The 13,657-nt window shown below is 55.1% G+C and carries 10 protein-coding genes; 9 read left to right on the top strand and 1 reads right to left on the bottom strand.

What is annotated here, in order from left to right:
- Nucleotides 1–25: 25 nt before the first annotated feature.
- Nucleotides 26–1,108 carry a B12-binding domain-containing protein gene (locus C4S74_RS16525; protein ID WP_103996399.1) on the bottom strand — a complete coding sequence of 361 codons (1,083 nt, stop codon included), beginning with the start codon at nucleotides 1,106–1,108 and terminating at the stop codon, nucleotides 26–28.
- A 220-nt stretch (nucleotides 1,109–1,328) separates the two neighbouring features.
- Between C4S74_RS16525 and C4S74_RS16530 the strand changes: the two genes are divergently transcribed.
- The 9 genes from C4S74_RS16530 to C4S74_RS16575 all read left to right on the top strand — a co-directional run bounded on the left by C4S74_RS16530 (nucleotide 1,329) and on the right by C4S74_RS16575 (nucleotide 13,647).
- Nucleotides 1,329–3,089, top strand: a complete 1,761-nt coding sequence (locus C4S74_RS16530) for a sensor histidine kinase (RefSeq protein WP_103996400.1) — start codon at nucleotides 1,329–1,331, stop codon at nucleotides 3,087–3,089.
- Nucleotides 3,086–4,696: a response regulator gene (locus C4S74_RS16535; RefSeq protein WP_103996401.1), complete on the top strand. Its 1,611-nt coding sequence runs from the start codon at nucleotides 3,086–3,088 to the stop codon at nucleotides 4,694–4,696. The genes C4S74_RS16530 and C4S74_RS16535 overlap by 4 nt, the downstream gene beginning before the upstream one ends.
- A gap of 347 nt (nucleotides 4,697–5,043) precedes the next feature.
- A complete protein-coding gene (locus C4S74_RS16540) occupies nucleotides 5,044–6,366 on the top strand; it encodes an extracellular solute-binding protein (RefSeq protein ID WP_374755405.1) in 1,323 nt (440 codons plus the stop codon).
- Between the two features lie 366 nt (nucleotides 6,367–6,732).
- Complete coding sequence (locus C4S74_RS16545) at nucleotides 6,733–7,611, top strand: carbohydrate ABC transporter permease (RefSeq protein ID WP_103996403.1); 879 nt, start codon at nucleotides 6,733–6,735, stop codon at nucleotides 7,609–7,611.
- Between the two features lie 19 nt (nucleotides 7,612–7,630).
- The gene (locus tag C4S74_RS16550) at nucleotides 7,631–8,524 is read left to right on the top strand and encodes a carbohydrate ABC transporter permease (RefSeq protein WP_103996404.1); all 894 of its coding nucleotides are present in this window, start codon (nucleotides 7,631–7,633) and stop codon (nucleotides 8,522–8,524) included.
- 1,073 nt (nucleotides 8,525–9,597) lie between these two features.
- Nucleotides 9,598–9,873, top strand: coding sequence for an acyl carrier protein (locus C4S74_RS16560; protein WP_103996406.1), 276 nt, complete (start codon nucleotides 9,598–9,600; stop codon nucleotides 9,871–9,873).
- Nucleotides 9,874–9,880: 7 nt separating this feature from the next.
- Nucleotides 9,881–11,371, top strand: coding sequence for a hypothetical protein (locus C4S74_RS16565; RefSeq protein WP_258042507.1), 1,491 nt, complete (start codon nucleotides 9,881–9,883; stop codon nucleotides 11,369–11,371).
- Between the two features lie 22 nt (nucleotides 11,372–11,393).
- A complete protein-coding gene (locus tag C4S74_RS16570) occupies nucleotides 11,394–12,500 on the top strand; it encodes a hypothetical protein (RefSeq protein ID WP_103996408.1) in 1,107 nt (368 codons plus the stop codon).
- Nucleotides 12,472–13,647 (top strand): radical SAM protein, encoded by a 1,176-nt coding sequence (locus C4S74_RS16575; protein ID WP_103996409.1) that lies wholly within the window; start codon nucleotides 12,472–12,474, stop codon nucleotides 13,645–13,647. Before C4S74_RS16570 ends, C4S74_RS16575 begins: the two co-directional genes overlap by 29 nt.
- The last annotated feature ends 10 nt before the right edge of the window (nucleotides 13,648–13,657 follow it).

Raw genomic sequence — 13,657 nt, forward strand, 5'->3', positions numbered from 1 at the left:
CTCCTTCCTCGGTAAACGAACGGTCTCAGTTGGACCGGGCTAGTTCGTTTCCGATACGGTGGTGTTTCCAGTGGTCCGCCAGCCGAATGGCTTCCTGCGCGTCGTTCGCATAACCGTCCGCTCCGACTTTGCGCCAGAGATCGCGGTCAATATTGAACGGCAGTCCGCCCACCAGAATGTGCACATATTGTCCTGCTTCACTGCTGCGGATTTCGGCAATTAGCTCTTCCACCAGATGCACGTGAAACGTCATCGTCGCCGAGATGGCGACTAGCTGTGCTTTCTTCTCGACAAGGGTGCGGATCAAACTGCGCGTAGGGACATTGGCGCCCAGATAGTAGGTGTCCCAACCGTTCAGTTCGAAGAGATCGGCGACCATGCGTAATCCGATTTCATGCAGCTCCTGTCCCACGCAGGCGGCCACCATCGTGTTACCGCTGCGCTCGGTTGCAAACAAGTGCGGATACAAGTGCGACATTATCATTTGTGTGGCAGCCGTGCACAAGTGTTCCTGCGCGACGGTAATCTGATTGGTCTGCCACAGCCGGCCGATTTCTCGTTGAGACGGTTGAAAGACATGGAGGTACAGGTCGGCTATAGCCATGCCTTCCTCCAGCTTCGTTAAAATGAGCTTCAACGCCTCGCGGCGGTCCGCCCGCAGGATAGCCTCGGTATAAGCGATCGCCGTTTCCGAGAAAGGCCCTTCTTCGGGCAGGAAAGTTTCCGAAGTCTGGGCGCATTGAATCTGATGAAGTCCGATTTCGAGGTACTCGCCGATCAGTGCGCGATCCGCTTCCCCGAAATGAGCGTTAATCGCTTGTTCGATCATCTGGAAATTCAGCGCCAAATCTTCCCTGGACACTTGGTAGCCGGACAGCAGCTCCGTCATCCAGGATGTGTAGTGATTGAACAAGTCGGGACTTCTCATATATACGCTCTCGGCCAAGTACTTGATGCTGTAACCGGAGTCTTGAATCGTCAGCAAACGTCCGCGCTCGCCGAACCGTTCCACAAGATCCGGCTGCTGCTTGTATTGAAGCTGAGTCACATACTCCGCTAAATTCTCCGCCATTTGAAAAAGGCGTCTGCCCGTTTCCTCATGATTCATGATAGGGTGACCTCCTTTATAGGCATCGCCGATACCACATTTTTAGTAGACGAAAAACTCGGACGTTTCTACCATTATACCCTTTTTCGGCATAATTGGAAATTGTCTGGCTCGCGGAAAGGCTTAAAAAGTTAAGATAATGGACCGAAATGTATGTTAGGATGGTGCTATCTGTATGTTTCGACATGATCTGAACAACTTATCAAGCGGGGGATAGACAATGAGGCGCTGGCTGGATCGTTCGCTGAAGCGGAAACTATCATTTCTGATGCTGGTATCCATAGGGATTCCGCTGTTGTCTTTCGGAATATTTTCTTATCAAATCGCTTCGTCGGTAACGGAAGAGAAGGCGAAGCAGTCCGGTTTCGGGCTTCTGACCCAGATGAGGACCAACATGGAGCTTATGGTCCAGGACGTAGAAAATATGTCCATCTTTCTGATCGGGCAGCGGGACGTGCAGCAGTATTTGTCCGATACCCAATGGGATGCGCTAAGGCCCACCATTATTATAGGGTTTCTGACCAACCTGGCGTTCTCGAAACCTTATATTGCCGAAATTACGATAGAGTCGGCGAGAGACCTGCCTTCTTTATCCAATACCAGCATCGTCAGTTCCGGCATGCCCGACTGGCCGGGACCCAAAGACGCCGAACCCGGAAACCGTCCGAAATGGTGGACGCCGATGTATAAGAACCAGACGACGATCGGCGAGAAAACGGTGATTTCCCTCGTGCGGCCCATCCGCAGCGTGAATACGTTCGCCCATCTGGGCAGCCTCACGATCAGCCTGGATCAGAAAGTGATTGCCGACACCTTGCAAAAATCGAACATCAGCGAAGGCGGCAGCGTCCTGCTTGTGAACGAACAGGGCAAGATCATCGCCGGTGCCGGCATGGAATGGCTGAACCGCCCCTTGTCCGAATGGATGCCGGGAATGCCCGCGATAACAGGGACCTCGGGTTCCTTTAATGTGGGAGAGGGCGCCGACAGGAACACGGTTCTGTACGATACGGTGCCCGGCGTGGACTGGAAGCTGGTCGGTACTATGCCGTACAAAAACTTCCGCGAGCAGAACCGTTACGTGCTGCTCTTAACGGCGGCGGCCGTTGCGATCGCGGTAGTTCTCGTCGCTTCACTCGTCATTTTCTTCGTCCAGCGCGTGACGAAGCCGCTGCTTATGCTGACCCGCTTCCTCAAGGATACCGATCCGGAGGAACCTATGAAAGCTCTTCCGGTCACGTCGGCCGACGAGGTCGGACAGCTGATGCGGAGCTATAACCGGCTAAGCGACCGGATAGAGCGGCTGACCGAGCAGGTGAAGCTGAACGAAGCGCGGAAGAAGGAGACCGACATGCTCGCTCTTCAAGCGCAGATTCATCCGCATTTTCTGTACAATACGCTCTCTTCGGTCCACTGGATGGCTCTGATGAGCCAGGATATGAAAATTGCCGAGATGGTCGGCCACCTCAGTGATTTTCTGCGGTTCAGCCTGAACAAGGGGGCGGAATACTGCGAGGTGCAGCAGGAAGTTTCCCACGCGGAGCACTATGCCGCCATCCAGGCCGTCCGCTATCCGGACAAATTCGATATCGAGTTTGTCGTGGACCCGGATATCCGCCAGAAGCCGGTCTTGAAGCTGCTGCTTCAGCCGCTCATTGAGAACGCGCTCATACACGGCATTCAGAAGCGGCGCGAAAAAGGCAGCATCCGCGTCTACGCGCAGCGGATGGGCACGGAGCTGACTTTTATGGTGGAAGATACCGGAGTCGGAATCGAGCCCGATAAGTTGAACGAAATCCGGGCGGCCTTGTCGGCCGCGGACGAGCCTGTCGTGCCGGGCAGCTACGGTTTGCGCAACGTTCACCGCAGACTCCAGCTTCATTACGGCAGCGAGGCGGGGCTGCATATCCGCAGTATCGTGGGAGAAGGCACGGTGATCACATTTATGATACCGATTGTGGAGAGGGCGGGGACAATATGAATATTCTGATTGTCGATGACGAAGTCATTATCCGCACCGGCTTAAGCACGGTCATTCAGTGGGAGGAGCTGGGCTTCCGCCTGCTTCCGGCCGCGGAGTCGGCGGAAGAAGCGCTGGAACGCGCAGCCGCCGAGCATCCCCATATCGTGCTGACGGACATCCGGATGGGCGGCATGGACGGAATCACGATGTCCGAGAAGATAAAACAAATGCTCCCGGACAGTGAAATTATCGTGCTGACGGGCTACGACGATTTTGCTTATGTCCAGCAGGCTATCCGCGGCGGCATCGGCGATTATTTGCTGAAATCGAGCCGGCCGGAAGAAATTATCCGGGCCGTGATGAAAGCGAAGCAACGGATTGTGAGCAAGTGGGACGCCCGCAAGGCGGACAACATGCAGCGCGGCGCCTTCCGCAGCAGGCTGCTGGAGCGTCTGGTGACCGAAGGCATCGACGACGCCGATTCGCTGGAGCAGGTGCCCCAGGTGCTGACCAAGCTCGGCCTTCCTCATCTGCCGGAAGCGTCCGCGGGCGTGTGCCTGCAGGTCATCCTGATCAGCGTGCAGGGCTGGGGCGACAGCCGCGCGGCGGGAAGCCTGCTCCAGTTCGCCGTCGACAACATGCTCGGCGAGCTGCTGCCCTGCGAGACCCTGCGGCGCAGAGACGACATCGTCGTTCTGCTCCGGGCGGACGGCAGAGACGCGGATGCGCTGCGGGGCAGGCTCGGCCGCGTCTCGGACAAGCTCAAGTGCGTGCTGTTCACCGCCGCAGGCTCGCGGGTAACCGGGCTGGGGCAGGTGCCCCGCTCCTACCGGGAAGCGGTCTATACCGCATCGTTCCGCGGCTTCGCGCGAGCGGAAACGCTGCTTGCCTACGAAGCGGTGAAGGGCCGGAAGGGCGGGCGCACGGTCTGCTCGAAGGAGGAAGAATCCAGCCTGACGATTCTCCTCAAGAACGGCAACCCGATCGAGCTGCGCAGCTTCGTGCAGAAGGCGCTGGACGGCGAGATCGCCGATGCCGGGGCAACGCCCGCTTCGCTGAAAGCCTACTCGGATTCGCTAGTCGTCGCGGCCCACCGCTGGCTGGAGCGGACGGCCGCGGCGCTCGGCATGCCGCAGCTTCCCCGCTTGCCCGAGAAGGACCCGGCCATACGCGTTCAGGGAGATCCGCTTGCGGGAGACGGAGCGGGTACCGAAGGGCAGGGCGATCTCCAGGAGAACCTGTACCTGCGGCTGCGCGTCATTATGGAAACCTATTATCAATACGTGTCGGAAGACGGCGTTCTTTATATCAAGAAGGCGATAGGCTACATCCAGGATAATCTCGACCGGACTCTGACTCTTCAGCAGGTGGCGGGACACGTTCATGTTCATCCGAATCATTTCAGTGAAGTTTTTAAACGGGAAACGGGCGTAAACTACATTGAATTCGTCATGAGGGAGCGTATCCGCCGTGCCGCCGAAATATTAAGCGAGACCCCCGTCAAGGTCAGCGAGGTGGCCAAGAAGGTCGGTTACGAGGATATTAAATATTTCAGCCAGCTCTTCAAAAAATATACGGGACAGACGCCGACGGAATTCCGTGCGGGACGCGAAGGCAAGCAGTAAGCGCGGGGCCCGGTCCCGGCGGCTGGCCGGATTGTGCTTTGAAGCGCGGATAACGCAACGCCGGAAGCCGGGACATTCAGGCCTTCGAATGCAGTGGATCGATGCGCTCGTGGAGTCCGGTTCATGGCAGGCGGCCCGGATGCACACGGTCTTGCCGGTGTTTAAAATAAAGGCTCCGTGATGCTTGCCGGCATCGCCGGGGTCTTTCTATTTTCCAGGTATAGGATGGGGGTAATGTATAAAAGGGCTGAATTTACCCCACCCTATCCCCGAAATCAACCCCCTTTTGACAATGGCTGTCCCCTTTTATACTAAAAAAGAATAGAGATAAGGAGGGGTTACACATGATGAAAAAAACGGCAAAAACAGGTATTGCGTTGATTCTGTCACTCTCATTGTTATCCGCATGCAGCAAAGAGCCGGCAGCAACGGGCACGGGCGACGCCGCTAAAGGAACCGAGAAAGTAAAGCTTTCCCTGTGGCACAACTTTACGGGTGAAGACGCGCGCGCCAAAACGATGCGGGCTATCATCGAAGAATACAAAAAGGCGAACCCGAATGTAGAACTTGAAGTACAGGCCATTCCGCCGGACGGTTATAAAACGCGTTTGAAAACGGTTGCAGCGGCAAACGAAATGCCGGATCTGTTCCAAATGTGGCCGGGCGCTATGACCAAAGAATTTGTAAGCGGTAACTTGCTTCAGCCTGTGGGCGATCTGCTCGACAAAAATCCGGAATGGAAGAACGGTTTCCTTCCGAACTCCTTCGACGATTTTACGGTAGACGGCAAAGTGTACAGCATTCCGATGTCGTTGTCCCCGACCTCTATCCTTTACTACAACAAGAAAATTTTTGACGATAACGGCTTAACGGTACCTAAAACTTGGGATGAAATGATGAAAGCCGTCGAAACGTTCAAATCCAAGAAAATTACCCCGATCGCTCTGGGCAATAAAGCGGCATGGCTGGCGCAGTCCAGTATCCTCAGCTCTCTGGCCGACCGTTACACAGGTACGGAATGGTTTATGAAAGCGGCGGCGCAGGACGGCGCGAAGTTCACGGATCCCGAATTCGTAGCCGCTCTGAAAGCGCTGCAGGATCTCGGCAAGGCGGGAGCTTTCCAGGAAGGCTTCAACTCCATCGACAACACGCAAATGGAGCAAATGTTTGCACAAGGCAAAGCGGCTATGATGATCGACGGCGGATGGGCGTTGACCAACCTGACCAACGGCGCGCAGCCGGAAGCGTTGAACAACATCGAAGTCACGGTGCTGCCTTCCGTTCCTAACGGCAAAGGCGATCCGCAATCCCTCTCCGGCGTTGTAGGCATAGGCCTGGGCCTCAACAAGAAAGTGGAGGGCGCGAAGAAAGAAGCGGCTGACAAGCTGATCCAGGCGATGGCCGGACCGGAAGCGCAGAAGCGCACGCTGGAGTCCAACCAGTTGGTCGCCTATAAAGTCGAGCTCGATAAGAGCAAAGTTTCCACTCTTTTCGCGAAAGTGAACGACCTTGTCGGCCAAGTAAAACGTACGCCGGTTTATGATTCCCAGCTTTCCTCGGCGGCTTCCGAAGTGATCAACAACGGCATTCAGGAGCTTCTGATGGGCGGCAAGCCGGAAGAAGTAGCGAAGAAACTGCAGGACGCACAGGCAAAATCCCTCGGTAAATAAAAGGATTCCGGAAGTAGAAGAAGCGGGGCGCTGGTCGCCCCGTTTTTAACAAAGAGAATCGGAGAGAGCCTGAACGGCGGAGAAAGACCCGACGGAACAACGGACGGCCCGATGTCGGCGCCTCCGGGAAGCCGGAAAAGTTTTCGAAGGATTATACCCATACAAAGAAGGATCCCGGTGAAAAGCCGGGCACCAAAATTCCCGGTAGGAAAGCACGGCGGAAACGGACCCGCAGCCTGCCTCGCATTACGCAGTCTGCCGCTGTTTCCGTACGCTGCTTCGCCGGTGAATAACCATGCTTCCTGATAGGTTTAGTAGATATCGTGAACCGCCTAGAAGGTACACCAACAGGAGGGGAGAGACGCCATGATTTCCACGTCAAGAAGGACCAACTTTATCGTACTTGGTCTCCTGCCTGCGCTGCTTATTTACAGCGTATTTGTCATTATCCCGATTTTCTGGTCGGCGTATTACGGATTTTTCGACTGGAAAGGGATTGGAGAAGCCAAGTTCAACGGATTTGATAACTATGTCGAAGCTTTGAAGGATCCGATCTTCTGGCTCGCGTTAAAAAATAACCTGATCGTGGTAGCGGCCTCCGTCTTCGGACAAGTGCCGATCGCGCTCGTACTGGCCCTGGTGCTGCGCAAGAGCAACTTTTTCCAGCGTTTCATCCGTTCGGCGGTATTTATGCCGATGGTGCTTTCGTCGGTCGTTGTCGGAATTATTTGGAGCTATATTTATCACCCGCAAATCGGGATTCTGAATTTCTTGCTGGATGCGGTGGGGCTGGAATCGTGGAAGAAAGCCTGGCTTTCCGACAAATCGGTATCCATGCTCGCGCTGACCGTTCCGATTATCTGGAACTATATCGGGCCTTATCTGATTATGTTTATCGCGGCGCTTCAAAATATTCCGTCGGATATTGACGATGCCGCCATGATCGATGGGGCGACGGGAAGCCGCAAGCTGTTCTCCGTTACGCTGCCGATGATCTGGGATACCGTGAAGGTCACGATCGTGCTCTGTATTTCGGGAAGCTTGAAAGCTTTCGACCTGATCTATGTCATGACCGGGGGCGGTCCTGCGCATTCAACGGAACTGCTCGCCTCCTATATGTACAACAACACGTTCTCCGTCTACCGCTTCGGTTACGGCAGCGCCATTTCCACGCTGATCATTATTATCAGCCTGGTGCTGATCGCCGGAAGCCAGCGTCTCATGAGACGGAATCAGGCTGTATGACGAAAGGAGGAGGGCTAGTATGCCACAGATGACCGGAACCGCCGTTCCTCCCGTGAAAGGGACGGAACCCGCCCGCAGAGAGAGCGTTTTTGGCAAGTTTGCCAAAAGCTCGATTTTGAATATTTTGCTCGCGATATATGCGCTCGTTACGCTGTACCCGCTGATCTGGCTGTTTATCAGCGCATTCAAGACCAACGACGAATTTTTCGCTAGGCCGTTCGGCCTTCCGGCGGAATGGAAATGGGACAACTTCGTGCAGGCCTGGAAAGTGGCCGACATCGAGACGGCCGTCATCAACTCGGCGATCGTCACGCTGGTCGCGCTGGTGCTTACCCTGGCGATCGGCGCACTTACCGCGTTCGTGCTATCCCGCTTCTCGTTCCGCATGCGCGGACCGCTGATGGGCTACTTCCTGCTCGGCATGCTCATTCCCGTGCACAGTACGCTTGTGCCGCTGTTCATCATGCTGAAGAAAATCGGCATGCTCGATACGTACGGCGCGCTGATCCTGCCGTACGTCGCCTTCGAGCTGCCGGTAGCCATCTTCATCATCGCGGCTTACATGACGTCGGTGCCGAAGGAAATCGAGGAAGCGGCGCTGATCGACGGTACGGGCTACTGGGGCATTTTCACCAAAATGCTGCTGCCCCTGTCCGTTCCCGCGCTGTCCACCGTCGGAATTCTCGCGTTCCTGCGCTACTGGAACGATTTTGCGTTCGCGCTCGTGTTTATTAACAAGCCGTCTCTCAAGACGCTTCCGCTCAGTTTGTCGCAGTTCGCTACCGGCTTTGGCACGGACTACAGTCTGACAATGGCGGCCATGGCCATCTCGGTCATCCCGACCATTCTGATCTACCTGGCGTTCCAGGAGCAGATCATGAAGGGCATGGTTGCCGGGGCGGTCAAGGGGTAAGGAATACACGTACGCACAGCAATAAATATCAAAAAGCCTCCGTAAAGCGGACACATCCGAGTGTTCCGCGAGGAGGCTTTTTGTGCTGGGTAGGTAGGAACAGCAGCAGGCCGTGCACCTAAAGACTCGCTGCCACATATGCGAAAATCACGATGAAAATCAAATACGTTATCCCGGCGTTTTTCATGTAAGAGTTAAAGCCGTTGTTTCTTTTGTAATCCAGGTACGCACACAGGAAGGCGGCAGCGATAAGCAAGCAGGACATAGTAAGTGTAAACAGGGGACTGAAATTCAGGAATTTTACGATAAGCAGCACGGCAATACTTAACAACGAATAGAGAAGAGCAGTCAAATCATCACCTCCAAGCCATCGAACTACGCCAAAATTACGATTTTATTTGTATATTTTACCATAAATTCTATCTGGGAGAGCGCTTTATCCGCACGCGTAAATACAGGAAAAAATCCCTTCCAAGCAAACGATGTTTACTCGGCAAGGGATTTTTCCCGCTTTCTTCTATGCGAACGTTCCGGCCTTGTACAGCGCGCCTGACAGGCAGGAACGGTGTGAGGGAATCAGCTGCCCGGAGGCAGGCAGGGCCGTGGTCCGTTACTGGACGCGGCTCTGTTTTTTGTTTCTCATTTTTTCGAAGGCCATGTCAACGAGTTTCGGGAGCACCGCCACTAAAACTCCTGTCGCAACCTTTTGCATCAAGGAAGATTTCATGACTCATTCTCCTCTCTTGTTCTGTTGTATCTCTTCTTAACCGGAGGGGAAAAGGATGAAACGGAAACAAAACTTTTAACACAAAATTCCATAAATGACTATTCTCCCATGGCTCTATAAAAGGGTGAAAAATGTCAGAATAAGCCCCTTTTTTAATATTTCTGTAAACAAAACTTAATAAATATACAGGTTTGTAAACATTGACAGCTTTTAACAGTGGGAGGATAATAATTGTAACTTATGGAAAAAGGAGGGGTGACAGCGAGCAGGTTATCGTTGTATTGGAGTTTGTGAACGCAAGAATCGGTTGTACCCACACACATTAACCCTTTAAAGGAGTGTAGACATGTACGATAAAATCGTAGATATTTTGTGCGCTATCAAAGAAGATCAACCGGAACTCCGTCATTCCCTGTCCCCCGAAACGGACCTTAATAACGATATAGGCCTCGATTCTCTGCAAATGATCCAGTTTATGCTGAAAGTCGAGGATCAGCTGAACGTGGCCATCGACTACGACCAATTCGATTACGAGCATCTCCAGTCGATCGAAGCGTTTATCTCTTTTTTGAAAAGCTGCCAGTCTCAGGCGCAGCCGCTGTACGAAGATGTCAAGCAGTGAGGCGGGCGTGATTCCGAAAACCGTTATGGGAACCTTCGATCCCGAAACGCGCTGGAGGGATCCGGAGCTGGCCCGGCTGCCGGCTATGCCCGATAAGGACCGCGAATCGATCGTCCTGTGTATGGACGACCTGTTGTTTCCGTTCTGCGGACCGGACGATATTTTATACAGCCGATGCAAAATCGACCCGGAGCTGCACGAGTACCTGGACGGGTTAGGCTTCTCCTTCCGGAACCGTTATCTCTACGATTTGAACGACGAGAGGGAGCCCGTGCCCGGACCGGAAGACTTCAGGCGGTGCGTGTTCCGGATCGCAGCCGATAAGGCCGCGCCCGGCGCTCCGGATAACCGGGTGCTGCAGGCCGCCGGTTCCGGTTATTCCGCCGGAGCGTCGCAGCCGCCGGAATCCCCCGCAGCTTTAGCGGGAGCTTCCCGGCAAGCGCAGCCGGCCGAAGAAACCGCGGGCGCCGGTGCCGCCGGAATCTTGTCTCCGTACGCCATTACGGCGGAGACGGAAGAATACGTGCGGGCTGCCGGACCGCTGGGGTCCCTGCCGGACCTGGAGACGGTCGTGCGCGTCAATTCGAAGATGTACTCCAACCGTCTCCTGGCCGCAATCGGCGAGAAGTGCTACGGCACGGAAGCGGGCAGCGCAGCGGAAGTGGAGGCCGCCGGGAACGAGCTTCTGAAGCAGGGGCCCTACCTGCTGAAAGATCCCTTCGGCGTTTCGGGCAAAGGCAATCTGCTCATCGACAGCGAAGCGATGCAGCGAAGGATCGCGGAGCATCTGCACAAACAGGAGAGAAGCGGACTGCGCTCTCATTTCCTGCTGGAGCCCCTGCTGAATAAAGCGGTGGATTTCAGCTCTCACTGGCTCATCCGGGAGAGCGGTGAAACGGAATTCATCTCCGTTCAGCGGATGATTAACCACCAGCAAAATTACGGCGGGTCGATCAAAGCGGATGAACCGTTTATTTCCCTGCTGGAAACCGCCGGCTATTTCGGTAGCATGCAGAAGGCTCTCCGGCTGCTGGCGGAGGACGGCTATCACGGCTTCGTCTGCTTTGATTCCATGATACTGGAAAACGGAGAAGTCGTATCCATCGTGGAAATCAACGCCCGCAAGTCGATGGGCCTCATTAACGCTTATCTCGATAAATGCTGGGAAAAGCAGGGCCGTACGGGCTGGCTTACGTTCCTTTCCCTCGGGCTTCCGGAAGGCTTCGCGTTCGGCAGTCTGCTGCACGCTCTGCGGGCATCCGGTCTGCTGCTGGCGGACTCCGGCGGGTACGGGATCGTTCCTCTCTCATCCAACACGGTGATGGTCAACGAGGTTCTGACCCGCCGCCGCATGGCCGAGGGAACGCTGAGCAAGCGGGGGATGCCGAAGGGGCGGCTGTACGTATCGGTAGTCGGCCGTGACGACGAACACCGCAGCGGGCTGATCGAAGGCCTGCGGCACGTTCTCGCCGACTTGTCCGTTAAAGTATATAACTAAATCTGCAACTCGGGAGCTGCGCATGAACTCATCTTCGGTAACCTTGCTGGCGTCGGGGAATTCACTCGGCGCATACATTCCGGCTATGCATCTGCACACGTATCTGCAGGGCAGGGGAGTCGGATCGGACGTTCAAGTTCTGGAGAACTTGTATCACGAAGAAGTCAGGAACAAGATCCGGGCTACCAAAAAAGCGTTTCATGCGGACTTCTCCGTAGCCCGTATGGGGCATAAGCTGGCCAGACCCGTCGACACTTCCCTGAACGAAGAAGCGGTCCGGAGGCTGCTGGAGGACTGGATGCGGGCCGGCATTACGCGGTTTGCGGTGTTCACCGGCTTCTGGCTGCCGATTCTGGAGCGTTACAAGGCGGCCGCCGGCCGGTCCCTGGATATCCGGCTGATCCGGCTTGACGCTTGGGATACGCCGTCGTTCAAGGTGCACAAGCAGCTTTATCCCGGCTACGACAACGTCTGGTTCTATGAGCCCTCGGGCTTGTCCCCCAGCGGCTACATCGCTTCGGACGAAGCGGAGCCCCTGCCTTACGGGCAGCGCGCCGGACGCATCCTGATCCACGGAGGAGGCTGGGGGATCGGCACTTACGCCGAGACGATCCGCGAACTCCGCGCGCTGGGACGCCGGCTTGATGTGATCGTCTACGACCCCTCCGAAGTGGAGGAGGACGACGGGATTACGCGTTACTTCGGAACGGATGCCTCCTGGGACCCGTGGAGCCGGGACGCGCAGGGGCGGCACACGTTTCCGCCGATGGTCCGCTATGTCCGCGAGCAGGGGGTTCTCCGGGAGTATCCGCTCCGGGATTACTCCGTTTACACGGACTTGATGCGAGACTGCGCAGCAATCATCAGCAAGCCCGGGGGAGCTACCTTGAACGACTCGCTTTCGTTCGGAATCCCTTTTGTCATGCTGGAGCCGTTCGGCGACCACGAGCTTCATAATTCGGCCTACTGGGAATCATGCGGTTTCGGTATCCGGTTTGCGGAGTGGCAAGCCCGGAATTTTTCGGAGCATCTGCTGGAAGGGATTTGCACGCGATTGCTGGAACAGCGGTCGAAAATCAACCATTTTGGGAGGAATACTTATGCAGCCGAAAACAGCAGTTACGTTTGACCAACTTACGTTCCGTAATATGAAAAGAACCCTGGTTCCCTTGGCGGAAACGGGAAGGAAGCGCAGGGAAGATCCGGCTTATGCGGCGCCTGTGCCTTACGAGATCGGAATCAAGCTTAATAACGGCTGTAACCTGCGCTGCAAGCACTGCTTCGAATGGAACCCGGAAGGCTTTCACCACGGCTTCGCCAAAGAAGTGAAGAACGACGAAATCGAAATTCCCGTCGTGGAGAAGCTGCTGGCCGAAACGAGAGAACGCAAATCGCGCGTGTTCCTGTGGGGCGGCGAGCCGCTTTTCTACTCCAAGTTCGATGAACTGGCGGAACTGCTGGCCAAAGAAGACCGGTACACGACCATTTGTACGAATGCGATTCTTATCGAGCAGAAACTGGATTCCATTCTGAAAATGTCGGAGAACCTGGTCATGCTGGTCAGCCTGGAAGGCTTCGAGAAGGAGAACGACGCGATCCGGGGCAAAGGCACCTTCAAGAAAGTGATTCATGCCGTCAAGCTGCTGCTGGATCTGCAAAAGCAGGGTATCTACAAAGGCAAGGTGTCCGTAGCCTTGACCGTAAACGACCAGATGGTCGGGCAGCTTTACGATTTTATGGAATACTTCGAAGAGATGGGCGTCGATTCCGTTTACTTCTGCTTTCCTTGGTACATCCCCAACGACACGGCCGAGAAAATGGACACCTACTTCGATGCCCATTTCCCGCACCTGGCCGCCCGTTTCGAGGAAGGGCACAAAAACAGCTGGCATTCGTTCACGTTCCACATCTCTCCCGACAATTTCGACACGCTGATCGAAGATCTGAACCGTGTCAATTCCCGGGTATGGAATGTGCGCGTCCGCTACCAGCCTGCTCTGGAGCCTGAGGAAGTGGAAGGCTTTATTCGGGGCAGCGAGAAGCCGGCCATGAAACGGACGAAATGCTTCTCAATCTCCAACCGGATGGACGTTATGCCGGACGGCAAAGTGAATCCGTGCAAATTTTTCCCGGAATTCAGCGTCGGCAACCTGAATGAAGATAGCGTGGCGGATATTTTCCACGGCGAGGATCTCCGCAAACAGCGTGAAGTACTGGCCTGCGGTCTGATGCCGATTTGTTCCAAATGCGTGCTGCTTTACAACAACGGAATTTAAACGTTTAAAC

It is taken from the genome of Paenibacillus sp. UNC499MF (genome assembly GCF_900107975.1).
Classification (GTDB): domain Bacteria; phylum Bacillota; class Bacilli; order Paenibacillales; family NBRC-103111; genus Paenibacillus_F.